We start from the raw sequence: 18236 nt of genomic DNA on the forward strand, positions 1-18236 counted from the left end.
TTTATATTTTTATCAATACGTAGATAAGAATATTGTATAAAAATTAAAACTATAAGAAATATGAAAAAAATATTGTTAACGTTCGCGCTTTCTCTATGTGGTGTACTTACATTTGCACAGATAGAAGGCAAGTGGAAAACAATAGATGATGAGACAAAACAGGCAAAATCTATTGTTGAAGTATTCAAAAAGTCAGACGGGAAATATTATGGGAAAGTTTCTCAGTTATTAATAAAACCAGCTGAACCCAACTGTACACTTTGTAAAGATGACAGAAAGGGAAAACCAATTGTAGGATTGGAGATCATCAGAGGATTAAAAAAAGACGGTGATGAGTTTACCGGAGGAACAATTACTGACCCTAAAACAGGGAAAACATACAAGTGTACTATTACAAGAAGCGGAGATAAGCTGAATGTAAGAGGTTACTTAGGATTATCTTTATTAGGAAGAACCCAGGTTTGGGAGAAAGCTAATTAATATAAGTTTAAATAGAATTTTAAAACGGCATTTCAGCAATGGAATGCCGTTTTTGTATAGAAAGATTTAAAAGAAATTCTTTTCCATACTTCAGAAAAAACAAGAAAGAATAGTACAGCCATGAAGAAAAATCAGTTTTAAATAAAATTAATAAAAAGACTTCTCGCTCAAATGAGGAGTCTTTTTATTATGTGTATAATAAAAAATCACTATTTTTGTAGTCTAAATTTTTCGAATAAATATGGCAGAATATACTTTTCGTGAGGTAATTGCACAGGCAATGAGCGAGGAAATGCGTAAAGACGAATCCATCTTTTTAATGGGGGAGGAAGTTGCAGAATACAATGGTGCTTATAAAGCTTCAAAAGGAATGCTGGATGAGTTTGGTCCTAAAAGAGTAATTGATACTCCAATTGCAGAACTTGGGTTTACAGGAATTGCTGTTGGTGCTGCAATGAATGGTAACAGACCAATTGTAGAGTATATGACCTTCAATTTCTCATTGGTAGGAATTGATCAGATTATCAATAATGCTGCAAAAATCCGTCAGATGAGTGGTGGACAATGGAACTGTCCAATCGTTTTCCGTGGGCCTACGGCTTCTGCAGGACAATTGGGAGCTACCCACTCTCAGGCCTTTGAAAACTGGTTTGCAAACATTCCTGGCCTTAAAGTAGTGGTTCCTTCAAATCCTTACGATGCGAAAGGATTGTTGAAAACCGCAATTCAGGATAATGACCCGGTTATTTTCATGGAATCTGAGCAGATGTATGGAGATAAAATGGAAATTCCTGAAGAAGAATACTACTTACCATTAGGAAAAGCAGATATCAAGAGAGAAGGTACAGATGTTACTTTGGTTTCTTTCGGTAAAATCATGAAGCTGGCTTTACAGGCTGCTGAAGATATGGCTAAAGAAGGAATCTCTGTAGAGGTTATTGACCTTAGAACAGTTCGTCCTCTTGATTTTGATACTATTCTGGCATCAGTGAAGAAAACAAACAGATTGGTTATTTTGGAAGAAGCTTGGCCATTTGCGTCTATATCTTCTGAAATTACTTATATGGTACAGCAAAAAGCATTTGACTATTTAGATGCTCCTATCAAGAGAATTACTACTCCTGATGCACCTGCGCCTTACTCTGCCGCATTATTTGCAGAATGGTTCCCTAAACTTGAAAAAGTAAAAGAGGAAATCAAAAAAGCGATGTACGTAAAATAGTTATAGAGAAAAACTTCCGAAAGGAAGTTTTTTCATTTATTATATTCATGAAGAAAAATTCTTGACGTCATAAAATTAGTATAAATTTGCGCCTTTAAAATAAATTAAGCTGATATGGCAGAAGTTACAGAAGATGGTTACCACTTCGATATAAAGAAGCTTTCCTTTATGGGAGTTTTAGTGTCTCTAGGAATTGTTTTTGGAGATATTGGTACCTCTCCGCTTTACGTAATGAAAGCAATTGTGAATGCAAGATTCCAAGGGAGTAATATGCCTTTCAATGAATACATAGAAGGTGCTCTTTCCTGTATTATTTGGACACTTACCCTGCAGACCACAATAAAATATGTGATCATCGCTTTAAGAGCAGATAACAAGGGTGAAGGAGGTATTCTTGCTTTGTTTTCACTAGTTAAAAATCTTAAGAAAGGATGGTTGTATCTGATTGCCATTGTAGGAGCAGCCGCTCTTATTGCAGACGGGGTAATTACGCCATCGCTTACCGTAATGTCGGCTATTGAAGGTCTGGAAATTTATAATCCTCATACCCCTGTTGTACCAATCACCATTGGAATTCTGATTGTTATTTTTGTGGTACAGCAATTCGGAACCAGCTTTATCGGGAAGTTTTTTGGCCCTGTAATGGTTGTTTGGTTCTTAGTATTAGGAGGTTTGGGAGTGATGCATTTAAGTGAGAATTTTGAGATATTAAGATCTTTCAATCCTTACTATGCTTATAAACTTATTGTCAACTCACCAAGTGCCATTGTTATTTTAGGTGCTGTTTTCCTTTGTACAACGGGAGCAGAAGCCCTTTATTCAGACTTAGGACACTGTGGTGCAAAAAACATCAGAGTAAGTTGGGGATTTGTTAAAATCATGCTTATTCTAAACTATCTTGGACAGGGAGCTTGGCTTTTGACTAATTACAACAAACCTGGATTTTCAGTAGTAAACCCGTTCTTTGGAATTATGGAAGAATGGATGATCATCCCGGGAGTAATTTTGGCAACAGCCGCTGCAATTATTGCCAGCCAGGCATTGATTACAGGTTCTTTTACCATCTTCTCAGAAGCAATGTCTCTTAACCTGTGGCCTAATCAAAAAATTGATTACCCTTCCGGAGTTAAAGGACAAATGTATATCCCAAGAATCAACTGGGGACTTCTTATTCTGTGTATTATTGTCGTTCTGCATTTCAGGGAATCCGGAAAAATGGAAGCCGCGTATGGACTTTCCATTACAGTTACGATGCTGATGACAACAATCCTGCTTGTGTTCTGGTTATTGAAACAAAGAGTAAGCAAAATATTGATTTTATTTTTTGCATTTGTTTATATGGCTATTGAATTAGGTTTCTTCAGTGCCAACATCATCAAATTCATGGAAGGAGGTTGGATTACCGTTGTATTGGCTGGTTCTATCGGACTTTCTATGTATGCATGGTATAACGGACGACTGATCAAAACAAGATTTATCCAGTTTGTGAAAATTGAAAAATACGTGTCCATCCTTAAAGATATGAAACTGGACGAAACCATACCGAAATATGCTACAAACCTTGCTTATCTGAGCAGAGCAAAAAGAAATGATGAAGTGGAATCAAAAATCATCTATTCCATCATCAAAAAACAGCCGAAAAGAGCAGATCATTATTTTATCCTGAGCATCGTAAACCAGGAAGATCCCTATACTTTCAAATATACAGTAGATGAAATTCTTCCCGGAACAGTATATAAAATCAACTTCCTTTTAGGATTTAAAGTAGACCGAAGAATCAATGACTATTTCAATATGGTTCTTAAAGATTTAATGGCTGATGGAACTATTCCTTCAAGAAGCAGCCACCCTTCATTAAGATCTCATGAAATACCGCCGGATCTTAAATATGTAATCATAGATAATACTTATATCAACGATATCCTTTTAACTGTTAAACAAAAGATTATTCTTAACATTTATAACTTTGTGAAGTATATCGGAAGTGATGACTTTAAGGCTTGGGGAGTATCTTCTCATAACGTTGAAGTAGAATCTGCACCTATTACAGAACTTACGGTTTATGATAATAAGATTGAGCAGTCGGGGTACTTCCGACACAACTCTTAGCCTTATGGCATCTAACCATACTATCTATTTAAATAAAATTCAATAAATTTGTAGATAATTTTTTTAATGGATACAGTACAAAAAGAAAAAAATATAGCTTTGATCAAGGATGTTTTGAGAAACTACTTATTAGAAAAAGGGTTCAGAAACACACCTGAAAGATATACGATATTAGAAGAGATTTATAATATGGATCATCACTTCAACGTTGATGATCTGTATCTTCTGATGATGCAGAAGAAATATCATGTTTCCAAAGCAACGATTTACAACACTATTGAAATTTTCCTTGATGCAGGTTTGATCCGTAAGCATCAGTTCGGAGAAAAGACATTGACCTCTTCATCTTATGAGAAGTCTTATTTTGACAAACAGCATGACCACCTGGTGATCTACAAAAAAGACTCTGATAAAGAGATTGAAGAAATTATTGAATTCTGTGACCCAAGGATCCAAGGAATCAAAGAAGCCATCGAAGAAGCGTTTGGCGTAAGAATTGATTCTCATTCGCTATATTTCTATGGCACTAAGAATGACTAATTAATGAGAATAATCCTTTTTCTGTTAATCTTTATTTCTACGCTAAACTTTGCGCAGGAAAAAACTTCTGTGAAGAGAGATCCCTATTTGCAGGCTCCTTCAACGGCTCAGCCCAAACAGGTGAGACCCGAAGATAAAGTAAAGATCATCCATGCGGACGAAATCAAGAAAGACCCTGAAAAATACGACGGAAACCAATATTTTACCGGTCATGTTCAGATTGAACATCAGGGATCCATTCTTACTGCGGATGAAGTAGTCCTGTATAATGAAGAAAATTTTGTAAAAGCAATAGGTAATACAAGACTTCAAAATACAGATGGCTCCGTAATTACAGCAGGAGAAATGGAATACGATGCCAATACCCAAAAAGGTGTTGCCAGAAAAAACGTGGTCTTAACCGATCCTAAACAAACAATAAAAACAGATATTCTGTATTATGACAGACTGGCTAATCAGGCTTATTTTAATACAGGAGGAACGATCTCAGATGGCCAGAATGTAACCTATGCCAAAGTAGGAACGTATTTCCTCAATACAAGAGTTGTAGACCTTACTGGTAATGTGAAAATAGAAACGCCTCAATATACCATAGAAGGCCCTAATATCAAGCAGAATCAGAATACTAAAATAGCAGATTTTAATGGTCCAACAACCATTACCAGCAAAACCAATCCAAGAAACAGAATCTACACTGAAAAAGGAACTTATAAAATGGATTCCAAGGAGGCTTATTTAACCAAAAACTCCAGAATCTTTTATAATGAGAAAATTCTTACCGGTGATGATATGTACTACAATCAGATCTCAGGATTTGGTAAAGCAACCGGGAATGTAACCCTTGATGATCCAAAAGAAAGAAGATATATAAAAGGAGGGTACGGAGAGATTTTTGAGAAAAAAGACTCTGCGATGATGACGAAAAACCCTTATGCCGTAAAAGTGATGGAAAAAGATTCCATTTATTTTGCAGCAGAAAAAATTATCTCTTACCAAAGACCGGATTCTCTTGATATTAAAGTGAAGAAAAGCTATCTCAGAGCTTTTAAAAAAGCCCGTATTTATAAATCCAACGCACAGGGAAGAGCAGATTCTATTGCTTTCAATGAAACAGATGGAGTAATGCATATGTACACAAGTCCCATTCTGTGGAGCGGTGAAAAACAGGTGACCGGCGATAAAGTAGAAGCTTATTTTAATACCAAAACAGAAGATATAGACTCATTAAAAGTAATCGGAAATGCCTTTGCCATCAGTAAAGTAGACTCACTCAATCTAAAAGATGAATTCAACCAGGTAAAAGGAAAATTCATGACGGTTTACTATGAGAAAAATGATATTAAAGAAGCCAGAGTCGTTGGAAATGCCCAGTCTATTGTCTATGTAGATGATACCGATCAGGAAACCAAAAAACCGGAAAGAATCGGAATTACCCTTTCTACCTGTGGAATTATCGGAGCATTGTTTGAAGAAAGAGCCCTGCAGATTATTTCATGCAGTATCGGAGCAAATTCAGACACTTATCCGATGAGTAAAATAGAACCTGCACGAAGGAAGTTCCCCGATTTTAACTGGAATACGAAAGACCGGATCCGAAAATGGCAGGATATTCTTGTAGACACCCCGAACAACGAAGAAATACAATATACCGCCGATAGCGAACTCTTCGATAAAGCGCAGAAAGCAATTGATGACGAAAAAGCGAAAGAAGAAGCTAAAAAGCCGAAACGAACCAGAAAATAATATAAAAGACCAGTACTCACTGGTCTTTTTTTGTGGATTAATTTTAACCTTTAATGAATCTTTTATAGCTTTGCTGAAATTTTGGAGACAATGGAAATGCATAAAGATTTTTTTATATATCAGGCTCAAACCACAAAATTTGCAGCAGGTTTTGAAGTTGAAAAAGCAGAAGGAAGCTATATTTACGGTACAGACGGAAAAAGATATCTTGACTTTGTAGCAGGAGTTTCTGCCAATACGCTGGGACATTCACATCCTAAGATCGTAAATGCAATCAAAGAACAGGCAGATAAATACCTTCACGTCATGGTATATGGCGAATATGCGCAGGAAAAGCCTATTGCTTTATGCAGACTGCTTGCAGAAGCTACTCCGGATCCTTTGGAAGTTACCTATCTTGTAAACAGTGGTGCCGAAGCTATTGACGGAAGTCTGAAGCTGGCAAAACGATATACCGGAAGAGAAGAAATTGTTTCCTTTAAAGACTCTTATCACGGAAATACCCATGGTGCTTTAAGTGTTTCAGGAAATGAAACCCATAAAAGAGAATTCCGTCCCTTACTGCCAATGGTTTCTTTCATTGAATTTAATAATGAAAAAGATTTCGATAAAATCACTGAGAAAACGGCTTGTGTTATCCTTGAAACCATTCAGGGAGCAGCAGGGTTTCTGGTTCCCGATAAAGACTATCTGGTCAAACTAAAAAGAAGATGTGAAGAAGTAGGAGCACTTTTGATTTTAGATGAAATTCAGCCCGGATTTGGAAGAACAGGAAAGTTATTTTCTTTTGAACACTTTGGAATCGTTCCGGATATCCTGGTGATGGGTAAAGGAATGGGAGGAGGAGTTCCTGTAGGAGCTTTTATGAGTTCCAGAGAAATTATGGAAAGCTTATCACACTCACCAAAGCTTGGTCATATTACTACTTTTGGTGGAAATCCATTGATTTCAGCCGCAAGTTACGCTACTTTAAAAGAAGTGCTGGACAGCGGATTGATGAATGAAGTGGAAGAAAAAGAAAAACTGTTCAGAGAACTTTTAGTTCATCCTAAAATTAAAAATATCAATGGCAAAGGTTTAATGCTTGCCGTGAATCTCGGAACACCGGAATATACACTGGAAGTAGCGAAAAAATGTATGGAGAAAGGGCTTGTTGTCTTCTGGCAGCTATACAGAAATGAATACCTGAGAATCTCTCCGCCTCTTACATTATCCAAAGATGAAATCAGAGAAGGATGTCAGATTATTCTTGATATACTGAACGAAAATTAAAGATATAATCTCTCCGGAAAGGAGAGATTTTTTTATGCTTTACATGACAGTTTTAACCATTAAAAATTAATGAAATAAGGATTTAAATCCCGTGATAAATATCATACTGATTCTTTAAAAAAGTAATTGTTTTTTTGCGTAATAAAAAAATTAATTTATATATTGCGGGACGATAAAAAAAAGATTATATGGCGAAACATAAAGTCCATTACGAATTTCCAATGCACTGTTTATCAGAGATTTTATATGAATATCTGGCGACTGCAGAGGGATTGTCTGAATGGTTTGCGGATGAGGTAACAGAGAAAGGCGATGATTTCTTTTTTAGCTGGGGTGGAGGACCTGCTGAGAAGGCCACTTTGATCAGATATAAGCCTGAAGGTTTCGTGCGTTTCAGATGGGAAGAAGATGAAGGAACAAAAAATTTCTTTGAAATGACTATCACAATTGATGATATTACAGAAGATCTGGCTTTAAATATTACAGATTTCTGTGAAGAAGGTGATGAAGAGGAAAATGCAATGTATTGGGAAAATCTTATTGAAAACCTGAGAATAAAACTAGGTGCGGCATAATACCGGGCTATATTAAATGATAAAACTGATGAACGATTTATCGTTCATTATTTTTTTGTAAATAAATCACATCAAAAATTGGAAAATCAATATTTTACATCAGACGAGTTAAATGTAAAGAACAGAGCCTTCCTTTGGGGCGACTCAGTGAAAATTTCTTTCTTTGTAAGAAATGGTGGATTGATCATGGACGAAGAATGCTATTTTTTCCTGATGGCTTCCATGAGAAAAATGAGAATGAATATTCCTTTAACTTACACCCTGGAGTTTTTCCAGACACTTTTTCAAAAAGAAATTATTGAAGGTAAAGGAGTAAAGAACGGGATTATCAATTTCCAGGTGTTCAGGAATAATGACGGTGTAACATTGGCAAAATCTTCTGTTTCCTATTTTTACGAAGTTTCAGAGTTAGCAGATGTATTGTCAGTTCATCAAAGATCTTTAGAATTGGATTTGATTAAAGAAATTAACGTTAATAACAACCTTCTGAGCAATATCAGAGTTCACTGCCCGGAAAATATCTACGGAGCGATCTATGCCCAGGAAAATGACCTTGATGACGTTATTCTTCTGAACCCAAACAAAAGAATAGCACGTACCACTGCCGGAAATCTTCTTTTTTTAGAAGGCGATGTTATTAAAGTACCCAAGCAGACTGAAGGAGCTTACATTTCTCCTTTGATGGAAAACTTTGTTACTTTTTTACATAAAAATAACCTTGCTGATATCCAGGAACACGAGATCATCGCATTTGAATCTCAGAAAGCTGAAGAGATTTTAATGATTTCCGAAGAGAAAGGTATATTTTCTGTAGGTAAGATAAGAAACAAGACTTTTGAAAATTCCCGTTTCTCAGAATTAGTGGAAAGCTGGAAGAAAAGTTTTAATCAATAAAAATTGACAAACCCGGTAAACAACAAAGTTCCAGAAGTCCTTTACCGGGTTTTATTCTGATTAAATCAGAAATTGTTTATTTTATTTAGTATTCGTTGATGATTTCAACAAATTTCTGTGCGATTTCTTTCTGCCCTTTCTCACTCGTTATATAATTCCTGTTTTCAGAATTATTGATGAATCCAAGCTCTACCAATACAGCAGGTGCTTTAGTTTCTCTTAAAATATGAAGATTGCTCTCCGATATTTTGCGGGCATTGAATTTCTTGTAAATTTTTCCGGCTAACTCCTTTGAAACATCAGAATTCTGAGTGTAAACTTCAAAACCGTTATCAGATCTCTCTTGTTCAGGAGAAGTGTTGACATGGAGTGAAATCACCATTTCAGGATTAAGTTTATTGATCTGAGCTGTCCTTTCGGAAAGAGTAGGATACGTGTCAGAATCCCTTGTCAGAATGATTTCATATTTATCCTGGCTTTCATTGATCTTCTGGATTTCCTTAGCAACACTTAATGATATATTTTTTTCACGAATTTCACCATGCGTAGCCCCAAAATCATTTCCGCCATGACCGGCATCTATGACAATATATTTTTTGTTAATGGGAGTAAATGATAAAAATGCGGTAGAAAATATTGATAAAGCAAGTAATGTAATACCTTTCATATCAGTGATTTTAGTTTTTCAAAGAACGGAAAAACTTTCTTTAAAATTGGTTAAAGGAATCTTAAAGTTTGTTAATTGTCTGATTGATATGAAAATACTACATTAATTCAGCGAAATGTCTTCAGGTGAATTCGCCCAGAGAAGAAACTCACCACCAAGATTCTGCATAATAGATTTCCAAAGGGTCTGATCGTTTGGAAGCGTATAATCCAGATTATAAACATCCACTACCGTCCACATTTTTCTTTGAACTTCAGTGTCAAGCTGACCTGGAGACCATCCTGAATAGCCTGAAAATATTTTGATGTGCTCAATATCCAGTTCGCTGCTCAAAACAGCGTTAATGATACGTTCAATATCTTCTGTAAGATAATATTCATCTGTGATGTCTGTATAGATCTCAGTAACCCTCTTACCTTTTACAATAAAAAACACTTTGTCGTTCTCTACAGGACCTCCATCATACACCTCAATTTTAAAGTCAAAAAAATCTTTGAACTTGCTGCTCATCTGGCTGTTCTTTTTATTCAGTATCAAACCAAATGCACCACTTTCATTATGTTCAATAACCAACACGACCGATCTTGAAAAAATATCGCCGGAAATGTCAGGTGTCGAGATTAATATTTTACCTTTGTATGAGTGATTCATACTCAAATTTAATAAAAAATATTTATGGAAAACCTGCACGACAAAAGAAAAGTGTACGAGAAATCCCAACTTATTGAAAGTGAGATAAAACAAAATCCAATTGAGCAGTTCAGAGACTGGTTTTTGGAGGCCAGTGAGAGCCCAATGATCTCAGAATCCAATGCTATGGCTGTTTCTACTGTAGAGGAAGACGGGTGTCCGAGAACAAGAATGGTTCTTCTTAAAGCATATACCCATGAAGGATTTATTTTTTATACCAACTACAACAGCCGAAAGGGAAAAGCAATAGAAAACAATCATAAAGCATGCCTGCATTTCTTCTGGCCTAATCTTGAAAGACAAATCATCATTAAAGCTGATCTTGAGAAGCTGGCAGAAAACTTAAGTGATGGTTATTTCCATTCAAGACCTAAAGGAAGCCAGTTGGGAGCTGTAGTTTCTCCACAGAGCCAGGTGATTCCGAACAGAGAGTTTTTGGAAGGTAAATTAAAAGAACTGGAAAAAGAATATGAAAATACTGAAGTTCCAAGACCTTCCAATTGGGGTGGATATCTGGCAAGACCTTATGAAATTGAATTCTGGCAGGGCAGACCCAACCGTCTTCACGACAGAATTATTTACCAGCTGGAAGATCTGGATTGGAAAATTTCAAGACTGGCTCCTTAAATAAGGAATTAGATATTAGAAGCTAGAAATTAGTGGTGTTCGTTTTTACTATAAACGAATACTGAAAATTTAAACTTTGTACTATCAATAGAAGCGGGCAAAAGCCCGCTTATTTATTTGTATCAATGTTAAAAGCTTTAGCTGAAACTTGATATTGTACAGCTTATTTTGAAAAGTAATGAAATCAGGCAGATTATAACCTTTTTAAGTTTTGGCTGAAGCCATCGGAATTGGTGATGTTTTTTAACGGGCTAAAGCCCGTTCCTATTGAAAATGGTTAAAGAATTAGGAATTTGTCATTTGATTATCAGTTATTTGCTTGATTCTTGTTGATCTTGATCAAATTATGAATGCATTATCAATAGAGGTGAGCTTTAGCCCGCTTATTTATTTGTATCAATGATAAAAGCTTTAGCTGAAACTTGATATTGTACAGCTTATTTTGAAAAGTAATGAAATAAGGCAGATTAAACCTTTTTAAGTTTTGGATGAAGCCATCGGAATTGGTGATGTTTTTTAATGGCTCCTTTCGACCACGCTCAGGATGATTGCCCGTTCCTATTGAATGATTAGAGAATTATAAATATTGTCATTTGATTATCAGTTGTTTGCTTATTTTGATTAAATTATGAAAATGTATATCAATAGAGGTGGGCTTTAGCCCGCTTATTTATTTGTATCAATAATAACGGCTTTAGCCAAAACTTATAATTCTTAACCGCTTAAACCTTCTTAATGGTTTAATTTATTCTATTATTTGAACACAAAAAAAGGCTATTTCTAAGAAACAGCCCTTGAATTTTTTTAATCTGAATGATTATTTTTTCTTAGCACCTGAAACTGCATTTGACAAATCAGCTCCAGCTTTAAATTTAGCAACTTTTTTAGCAGCGATCTTGATCGGTTTTTTAGTTGCAGGGTTAATCCCTTGTCTAGCAGCTCTCTCAGCTACTGAGAAAGTACCGAAACCTACTAAAGACACTTTTCCGTCTTTTTTCTTTAATGTAGTAGTTACGTTACCAATGAAAGATTCTAAAGCAGCTTTTGCTGCAACTTTAGTGATACCTGCATCTTTAGCGATTGCGTCGATTAATTCAGACTTGTTCATAATTTTTAATATTAAAGTTAGTTCGTAATTATAGCAAATATAATACTATTTTCTAATTGTGCAATTTTTTTATTAAAACTTGTAAAATTTTTTTGCTTTTCGGTGAAATTGGTTAAAATATGATAATTCCACTTTTTACAGAAAATCTACGTTACAGGTTACTAAAATCATGCCAAATGCTTATGTTTATTGACTTTAGCAAAAAGTTAATATTATTTTTCGTATTTATTAAATCCTAAATTCTGTATAAACAATTAATTTTTTTGACCATATGATTATTAAATCTATAAGTAATTTTCAGAATCTTTGTGTTCTGTGAAATTAAACGCCTGTGTTTGTGGGAGTTTTTAAATGATACTAAAGACCTGATTTATTAATTTTTATTAATAAATTTGCAACATGCTAATAGAAGTTTTCAAGTCTAAGATTCATAGGGTGAGAGTAACTGCCTCTGACCTTAATTATATAGGAAGTATAACAATAGATGAAGATCTTATTGAAGCTGCCGGTCTGGTAGTAGGAGAGAGGGTCTATATTGTGAATGTGAACAACGGAGAACGTTTTGACACGTACGTTATCAAAGGAAAAAGAAAATCCGGAGAAGTATGTCTGAACGGGCCAGCGGCAAGAAAAGTACAGAAAGATGATATTATCATCGTTATTGCTTATGCGCAGATGACCCCGGAAGAGGCTAAAGACTTCCAGCCAAAGATCGTTTTCCCGGATGAAAAAACAAATCTTCTTACCTAGTACATGGAGAAAACATCAAAAAGTCCCGTAAAATCAATATTAACAATAGTAATATCGCTTGCTTTTGCAGGCTTTTTTTTATGGCTTGCCTTAAGAGGTCTTGATTTTAAAGTCATCCAGAAGTCATTGGCAAAAGCAAATTATCTGTGGGTATTGTTTGCTTCTGTATTTGGTCTTCTTGCGTATTGGTTTAGGGCCATTCGCTGGAACCTGATGCTTGAACCCATGGGACACAGAATTTCAAATTCTAATGCTCTTTGGTCCATATCATTTGGATATCTGATGAACCTTACCATTCCAAGAAGTGGTGAAGTGGCAAGAGCTACGGCTTTGTATGGGGTAGAAAAAGTACCTGTGGACAAATCTTTTGGAACGATTATTTTGGAACGAGTGGTAGATTTGATATGTATGCTTGGTTTCTTAGGATTGACATTGTTGTTTAAATACGATGCAATTCTGTCCTTCTATAAAAATTCAGGAATCAGTATGAATCCTAATAAGATTGTATTGGTCCTTTCAATTCTGATTGTGGGAACCGTTTTGTTTTTTGTATTCAAAAAGAAACTTTCAGGAATTCCTTTTTTAGGAAAAATTGTCAACTTTATTGATGGAATTTTCCAGGGGATAATGTCTATTTTTAAATTAAAAGAAAAGGGAAAATTCATCCTTTATACATTAGGAATCTGGATTTGTTATTATTTAGCGGCTTATCTGGTTTGCTTTGCACTTCCGGAAACATCTGCATTTACTTTTGCAGACGGTTTCTTTATTATTGTAGTAGGAACATTGGGAATGATTATTCCTGCCAGTGGAGGTATTGGGGCTTATAACCTTGCGATGAAGTATGGCTTTATGGCGCTTTTTATATCCGTAGGAAAAAGTGCTGATTTCGGAGGGGAGATGGGATTGACATATTCTTTTATTTCTTTACCGCTGCAGATTGTGATCATGCTGGTGATGGGACTGATTTCCATTCCTATGCTGGCCAAAGCAAGAAATGCTGCCGTTTCAGATAAGGATTTTGAAAATTAATTTAATACTCTTTTATACAATACAAGGTTCAATTTTTTAATTGGACCTTTTTTTATGGTGATGGGTGACTTAAACAGCTTTAATTGCGCTCTGTAGATCATTTTTTCCTAAATAAATTTGGTCAGGTCATAAATCACTTCTATCTTAATGCGAAAAATAATCATAATATAAAACACTATGGCAATTAATCTACAGAAAGGGCAAAAGATCGACATAGGATTGACGAAAATGACGATTGGATTAGGCTGGGATCCCAATGAAGGAACCGGCTACGATTTTGACCTGGATGCTTCTGCAATCATGATTGATTCTGACAGAAAACTAGTAAGCGAAGAATATTTCGTTTTTTACAATAACCTGAATTCTCCGGACGGAGCTCTTACTCATACAGGTGATGATCCTAATGGTAAAAACAGTGATGGTGACGATGATGAAGCCATCGTAATAGATCTTGATAAAGTAGATTCAAGGGTGGAAGAGATTCTTTTCGTAGTCACTATAGAAGATTTTGAAAGAAGAAGACAGAATTTCGGACAGGTAAGAAACTCTTATATCCGAGTTGTTGATAATCATTCAAACCAGGAAATTGCAAAATATGAGCTGGATGAAGATTTCTCTATTGAAACCGGTGTAGAGTTCGGAAGGCTGTACAAAAGAAACGGAAGCTGGAAATTTGAAGCTTCAGGAATAGGATACAGAGCAGATCTTGGCTTCTTTTTAGAGAAATACTACAAAGGACAAATTATCAAATAAAATCATCAAATACACAAAACTATAACTATGGCAATTAATTTACAGAAAGGACAAACGATAGATTTAAGAAAGAATGACCGCGGAGAAAGCGTTTATGATCTTTCAAAAGTAACCATTGGCTTAGGATGGGATGTAAGAAAGCAAGGCGGAGGATTCTTTGGAAAACTGTTCAGCAAAGAAGCCGAATATGACCTTGATGCAGTAGCTTTCCTTTTAGATGGCAACGGCAAAGTAGCCAATCTTGGAAGAACGGTACAAACTAATGACGGAAGACAGATGGGGCTTTATCAGGGAGATGTGGTTTTCTTTAATTCTATGCAGCACCCAAGCGGGAATGTATGGCTTACAGGAGACAACAGAACCGGAGCAGGAGATGGGGATGATGAGCAGATTATTGTAAGGCTGGATCAGCTGGACCAGAGTTATCAGAAAATAGTATTCATTGTTACCATTTATCAGGGAAGAACGAATAACCAACACTTCGGAATGATCGAAAATGCATTTATCCGTGCGGTGGATGCTACAGGAAAAGAAATTACAAAATACAGCCTTTCAGGAGATTCAAGTATGAATGGTAAGTGTGCAATGGTTTTTGCAGAAGCATACCGTCACAATGGCGACTGGAAATTCCGCGCTGTAGGAGAGCCGCATCATACAGATAACTTTATAGACATTCTGAGACAGCAGTACGCTTATTCCAACTAGATTCTAAATTTTTATCAAACCAAAATAAAAGCCGGCTTGGAAGTCTCCGACTCCCTCCGCCGGCTTCAGACTTAATATTTGTCATATAATGAGCAGGAGATTATTAGCTTATTTTTTATTAGATACCTCAGGTTCTATGAACGGTGAGCCTATTCAGGCACTGAATAACGGATTTAACGGATTAATCAGTATGCTTCGTGCAGATCCACAGGCAATGGACAGTCTGCATCTAAGCGTTATCACTTTCGATAGAGAAGTGAAAAATATTATTCCTTTGACAGATCTGGCGAGTTTTTATCCCATGGAAATTACCTGTCCGGACAGCGGGCCAACCCACACGGGAGCTGCATTGGAAATGGTTTCAGAATTGGTGAAGAAAGAGATTGTAAAAGAATCAGCGGATACAAAAGGAGACTGGCAGCCGTTACTTTTTATATTTACAGATGGAAAACCTTCGGATATTCAGAAATACAGACAGATGATTCCTGTGATCAGAGGACTGGAATTTGGTGCCATCGTAGGCTGTGCTGCCGGCCCGAAGGCTGATGAACAGTTTTTGAAGGAACTGACCGATCATGTGGTGAAACTGGATACCACAGACGCTATTACCCTTTCTTCCTTTTTCAGATGGGTAAGTTCTTCCATTACACAGGGAGGACATTCGCAGAATACTGGAGAAAATATCACATTGCCTCCGCCACCATCGGAGCTTAATATTATTATTTAAAAAATTGTCTTTACAGCATGAGAAGACTGCCTATTTATTTTTTAGTAGACATCTCCGAATCTATGGTAGGAGAACCTATTGAGCAGGTACAGGAAGGTATCGCCAATATCATCAGAGAATTAAAGAAAGATCCGTATTCACTCGAAACCGTTTACATTTCCGTGATAGGTTTTGCAGGAGAAGCAGAAGTGATTACTCCTATGCAGGATATTATCAGCTTTTATCCACCTAAAATTCCAATCGGGAGTGGCACATCACTTTCTCAGGGATTGATTAAAGTAATGGATTGTATTGACAGAGATATTGTGAAAACCACCTATGAAAGAAAAGGAGACTGGAAACCCATTGTTTTCCTTTTTACAGACGGAGTTCCCACTGATGATGCTACCAAAGCTATTGAGAGGTGGAATAACAAGTATAGCGGAAAATCCAATACCATTGCCGTATCTATTGGGGAAAATACAAATTACAAACTTCTTGGTTCATTAGCAGATAATGTACTGTTGTTTAATAACTCTGATGAGAATTCCTATAAAGAATTTTTCAAATGGGTAACCGATTCTATTAAAACAACCAGCCAAAGTGTTACAGAAGCCAAAAAGGAAGGGATTAATTTGTCTAAAATCGATTCCCTTATTTTGGAGAAAGTAGACCCTGAAATGGAACAGCGGTTTCCGGATAACAATTTTGTAGTATTAAACGGGAAATGTCAGGAAACTGAGAAGCTTTACCTGATGAAATTTAAAAAAGCATTTGCCGAATCAAGCATTCCCGGAATGGCAACAAGATATTACAGACTGGACGGAGCTTATAAAATTGATGAAAAAGCCTACTACAGACTTTCTTCCAATCAGAAAACTCACCTTAAAATCAATATAGAAGAACTGGATGGAGGAACTTCATGTCCTCACTGTGCCAACCCTATTGCGTTGGCAACCTGCTCCTGTGGTGGCATTCACTGTCTGAGAGGAGAAGGATACAGCAAATGTCCATGGTGTGGAACTTCGGATTATTACGGGTTTTCCGGTGGAGGATTTGATATTAACAGAACCTTAGGCTAATGATGGGTAAATTCTTCAGGAAATCAGCCTCTGACTCTAAGCCAAAGACGATGGAACAGGCTGCCGTTTATAAAGAAAAAGAAGAGTTCAAAGATGCGCATTGGGTATTAAAGAATGCCAGTGCAAAGCAGTTCTATGAATTCCATCTGGACATGGAAGATTTTCCGAACATAAAAATTCAGAATATCAGTGGTCTTGATGAAGCGGGACTTAATTTTGAAAATGATACAATTTCAGGAATTCCGGTTACCAACAATATGTATCATCTGGATGTTCAGTTTTATCACATTCATGATCAGAAGCAGATTGAGACAAAAAAAATACAGCTCTTTGTCAACGCAGATCCGAAAGATTTGTGGAAAAATATTCCAAGCGATACAAATGCAGCTTTTTATAAATCTGAGGAAGATTCTTTCAAAGGTTCTTTTTCAGACAAAAAAATTGTTGTGGCTTCCAAAAGAGGACGTTCCCATGCCCATGAAGGAAAATTCCGTGAAGATGATTTTTCGGTGAATAACCTTCCTGAAGATTGGAATATTGTTTCTGTTTCAGATGGAGCAGGCTCGGCAGTTGCTGCAAGAGAAGGTTCAAGATTGGCAACGGCAACGATAAGTCAGTTTTTCAATTCGAGGGAGATTGTAGGCGAAATCGAAAATAATATCAATCAGATGTATGCATCAGGTTCTTCAAATGAAGAGCAATCGGACGCTGAGCGAAATATCAAAAATATTTTATCGGAAAGTGTTTTACATGTCTATCAAACATTAGAAAAAACGGCAGCAGAAAATGCTCTGTCTGTAAGTGATCTGCATGCTACGCTGATTTTTACTTTACTTAAAAAGTTTAGTTTTGGGTATGTAATCCTCAGTTTTGGAGTAGGAGATTGCCCGATTAATCTCATCAATCCTGATTTTTCTGAAGTGAAACTTTTAAATCAGATGGATGTGGGGGAATTTAGTGGAGGTACACGTTTTATTACCATGAAAGAAATTTTCAACGATCAGATGGCTTCCCGTTTCCGGATCACCTGTGTGGATGATTTTTCCTATCTCGTGCTGATGACGGATGGTATTTATGATCCGAAATTTCTCACAGAAAATAAACTGGAAGATATAGAAAGCTGGAAATCACTTTTTGAAGACTTTGCCGGAAATAATGATGACCGGACGAAAGCAGATTTTATCAACGATGAAAAAATTGATGAGCAGCTTTTAATATGGAGCGATTTCTGGAGCAGAGGAAATCACGATGACCGAACATTGGCAATAATCTATTAATACC

Annotated in this window: 19 protein-coding genes; 16 read left to right on the plus strand and 3 right to left on the minus strand. The window is 36.2% G+C overall.

What is annotated here, in order from left to right; all coding sequences use genetic code 11:
• Positions 1-60: 60 nt before the first annotated feature.
• The 8 genes from ACLMCG_RS15445 (at position 61) to ACLMCG_RS15480 (ending at position 8835) form a co-directional block, all read left to right on the plus strand.
• A complete protein-coding gene (locus tag ACLMCG_RS15445; protein WP_223599981.1) occupies positions 61-480 on the plus strand; it encodes a DUF2147 domain-containing protein in 420 nt (139 codons plus the stop codon).
• Positions 481-721: 241 nt separating this feature from the next.
• Positions 722-1702: a pyruvate dehydrogenase complex E1 component subunit beta gene (locus ACLMCG_RS15450; protein ID WP_047378880.1), complete on the plus strand. Its 981-nt coding sequence runs from the start codon at positions 722-724 to the stop codon at positions 1700-1702.
• Positions 1703-1816: 114 nt separating this feature from the next.
• Complete coding sequence (locus ACLMCG_RS15455; RefSeq protein WP_223599982.1) at positions 1817-3811, plus strand: KUP/HAK/KT family potassium transporter; 1995 nt, start codon at positions 1817-1819, stop codon at positions 3809-3811.
• 66 nt (positions 3812-3877) lie between these two features.
• Positions 3878-4351 carry a Fur family transcriptional regulator gene (locus ACLMCG_RS15460; protein ID WP_047386665.1) on the plus strand — a complete coding sequence of 158 codons (474 nt, stop codon included), beginning with the start codon at positions 3878-3880 and terminating at the stop codon, positions 4349-4351.
• A 3-nt stretch (positions 4352-4354) separates the two neighbouring features.
• On the plus strand, positions 4355-6094 hold the full coding sequence (locus tag ACLMCG_RS15465; RefSeq protein WP_413959998.1) for an OstA-like protein: 1740 nt from the start codon (positions 4355-4357) through the stop codon (positions 6092-6094).
• 96 nt (positions 6095-6190) lie between these two features.
• Positions 6191-7366, plus strand: coding sequence for an aspartate aminotransferase family protein (locus tag ACLMCG_RS15470; RefSeq protein WP_413960194.1), 1176 nt, complete (start codon positions 6191-6193; stop codon positions 7364-7366).
• Positions 7367-7554: 188 nt separating this feature from the next.
• Positions 7555-7941 carry an START-like domain-containing protein gene (locus tag ACLMCG_RS15475; protein WP_034696870.1) on the plus strand — a complete coding sequence of 129 codons (387 nt, stop codon included), beginning with the start codon at positions 7555-7557 and terminating at the stop codon, positions 7939-7941.
• Positions 7942-8019: 78 nt separating this feature from the next.
• Complete coding sequence (locus ACLMCG_RS15480; protein ID WP_413959997.1) at positions 8020-8835, plus strand: aminotransferase class IV; 816 nt, start codon at positions 8020-8022, stop codon at positions 8833-8835.
• Between the two features lie 85 nt (positions 8836-8920).
• Here ACLMCG_RS15480 and ACLMCG_RS15485 read toward each other — a convergent pair whose 3' ends face one another.
• Both ACLMCG_RS15485 and ACLMCG_RS15490 read right to left on the minus strand, forming a co-directional pair.
• A complete protein-coding gene (locus ACLMCG_RS15485) occupies positions 8921-9502 on the minus strand; it encodes an N-acetylmuramoyl-L-alanine amidase family protein (protein WP_413959996.1) in 582 nt (193 codons plus the stop codon).
• A gap of 102 nt (positions 9503-9604) precedes the next feature.
• Entirely contained in the window at positions 9605-10153 is a 549-nt protein-coding gene (locus ACLMCG_RS15490; RefSeq protein ID WP_047420684.1) for a YqgE/AlgH family protein, read from the minus strand.
• 24 nt (positions 10154-10177) lie between these two features.
• Between ACLMCG_RS15490 and pdxH the strand changes: the two genes are divergently transcribed.
• The gene (pdxH, locus tag ACLMCG_RS15495; protein ID WP_223599986.1) at positions 10178-10819 is read left to right on the plus strand and encodes a pyridoxamine 5'-phosphate oxidase; all 642 of its coding nucleotides are present in this window, start codon (positions 10178-10180) and stop codon (positions 10817-10819) included.
• 817 nt (positions 10820-11636) lie between these two features.
• Here the strand turns inward: pdxH and ACLMCG_RS15500 are convergent.
• Positions 11637-11927 (minus strand): HU family DNA-binding protein, encoded by a 291-nt coding sequence (locus tag ACLMCG_RS15500; protein WP_002976900.1) that lies wholly within the window; start codon positions 11925-11927, stop codon positions 11637-11639.
• A 399-nt stretch (positions 11928-12326) separates the two neighbouring features.
• On the opposite strand from ACLMCG_RS15500, the gene panD reads away from it, so the two are divergent.
• The 7 genes from panD to ACLMCG_RS15535 all read left to right on the plus strand — a co-directional run bounded on the left by panD (position 12327) and on the right by ACLMCG_RS15535 (position 18232).
• Positions 12327-12677 carry an aspartate 1-decarboxylase gene (gene panD, locus ACLMCG_RS15505; RefSeq protein ID WP_047386679.1) on the plus strand — a complete coding sequence of 117 codons (351 nt, stop codon included), beginning with the start codon at positions 12327-12329 and terminating at the stop codon, positions 12675-12677.
• 3 nt (positions 12678-12680) lie between these two features.
• Positions 12681-13709 carry a lysylphosphatidylglycerol synthase transmembrane domain-containing protein gene (locus ACLMCG_RS15510; protein WP_413959995.1) on the plus strand — a complete coding sequence of 343 codons (1029 nt, stop codon included), beginning with the start codon at positions 12681-12683 and terminating at the stop codon, positions 13707-13709.
• A 177-nt stretch (positions 13710-13886) separates the two neighbouring features.
• A complete protein-coding gene (locus ACLMCG_RS15515) occupies positions 13887-14462 on the plus strand; it encodes a TerD family protein (protein WP_047378867.1) in 576 nt (191 codons plus the stop codon).
• Between the two features lie 27 nt (positions 14463-14489).
• Entirely contained in the window at positions 14490-15167 is a 678-nt protein-coding gene (locus ACLMCG_RS15520; protein ID WP_223599988.1) for a TerD family protein, read from the plus strand.
• An 88-nt stretch (positions 15168-15255) separates the two neighbouring features.
• A complete protein-coding gene (locus tag ACLMCG_RS15525; RefSeq protein WP_223599989.1) occupies positions 15256-15894 on the plus strand; it encodes a vWA domain-containing protein in 639 nt (212 codons plus the stop codon).
• 17 nt (positions 15895-15911) lie between these two features.
• Positions 15912-16955: a TerY-C metal binding domain-containing protein gene (locus ACLMCG_RS15530; RefSeq protein ID WP_213280481.1), complete on the plus strand. Its 1044-nt coding sequence runs from the start codon at positions 15912-15914 to the stop codon at positions 16953-16955.
• On the plus strand, positions 16955-18232 hold the full coding sequence (locus ACLMCG_RS15535; RefSeq protein ID WP_413959994.1) for a PP2C family serine/threonine-protein phosphatase: 1278 nt from the start codon (positions 16955-16957) through the stop codon (positions 18230-18232). The genes ACLMCG_RS15530 and ACLMCG_RS15535 overlap by 1 nt, the downstream gene beginning before the upstream one ends.
• Positions 18233-18236: the final 4 nt, after the last annotated feature.

Origin of the sequence: Chryseobacterium sp. S90 (genome assembly GCF_047444895.1) — a bacterium.
In the GTDB taxonomy this organism is placed as follows: domain Bacteria; phylum Bacteroidota; class Bacteroidia; order Flavobacteriales; family Weeksellaceae; genus Chryseobacterium.

Coding starts and splice junctions, on each gene's coding strand:
- ACLMCG_RS15445 (WP_223599981.1), top strand. CDS start 61: ATGAAAAAAATATTGTTAACGTTCGCGCTTTCTCTATGTGGTGTACTT.
- ACLMCG_RS15450 (WP_047378880.1), top strand. CDS start 722: ATGGCAGAATATACTTTTCGTGAGGTAATTGCACAGGCAATGAGCGAG.
- ACLMCG_RS15455 (WP_223599982.1), top strand. CDS start 1,817: ATGGCAGAAGTTACAGAAGATGGTTACCACTTCGATATAAAGAAGCTT.
- ACLMCG_RS15460 (WP_047386665.1), top strand. CDS start 3,878: ATGGATACAGTACAAAAAGAAAAAAATATAGCTTTGATCAAGGATGTT.
- ACLMCG_RS15465 (WP_413959998.1), top strand. CDS start 4,355: ATGAGAATAATCCTTTTTCTGTTAATCTTTATTTCTACGCTAAACTTT.
- ACLMCG_RS15470 (WP_413960194.1), top strand. CDS start 6,191: ATGCATAAAGATTTTTTTATATATCAGGCTCAAACCACAAAATTTGCA.
- ACLMCG_RS15475 (WP_034696870.1), top strand. CDS start 7,555: ATGGCGAAACATAAAGTCCATTACGAATTTCCAATGCACTGTTTATCA.
- ACLMCG_RS15485 (WP_413959996.1), bottom strand. CDS start 9,502: ATGAAAGGTATTACATTACTTGCTTTATCAATATTTTCTACCGCATTT.
- ACLMCG_RS15490 (WP_047420684.1), bottom strand. CDS start 10,153: ATGAATCACTCATACAAAGGTAAAATATTAATCTCGACACCTGACATT.
- pdxH (WP_223599986.1), top strand. CDS start 10,178: ATGGAAAACCTGCACGACAAAAGAAAAGTGTACGAGAAATCCCAACTT.
- ACLMCG_RS15500 (WP_002976900.1), bottom strand. CDS start 11,927: ATGAACAAGTCTGAATTAATCGACGCAATCGCTAAAGATGCAGGTATC.
- panD (WP_047386679.1), top strand. CDS start 12,327: ATGCTAATAGAAGTTTTCAAGTCTAAGATTCATAGGGTGAGAGTAACT.
- ACLMCG_RS15510 (WP_413959995.1), top strand. CDS start 12,681: ATGGAGAAAACATCAAAAAGTCCCGTAAAATCAATATTAACAATAGTA.
- ACLMCG_RS15515 (WP_047378867.1), top strand. CDS start 13,887: ATGGCAATTAATCTACAGAAAGGGCAAAAGATCGACATAGGATTGACG.
- ACLMCG_RS15520 (WP_223599988.1), top strand. CDS start 14,490: ATGGCAATTAATTTACAGAAAGGACAAACGATAGATTTAAGAAAGAAT.
- ACLMCG_RS15525 (WP_223599989.1), top strand. CDS start 15,256: ATGAGCAGGAGATTATTAGCTTATTTTTTATTAGATACCTCAGGTTCT.
- ACLMCG_RS15530 (WP_213280481.1), top strand. CDS start 15,912: ATGAGAAGACTGCCTATTTATTTTTTAGTAGACATCTCCGAATCTATG.
- ACLMCG_RS15535 (WP_413959994.1), top strand. CDS start 16,955: ATGATGGGTAAATTCTTCAGGAAATCAGCCTCTGACTCTAAGCCAAAG.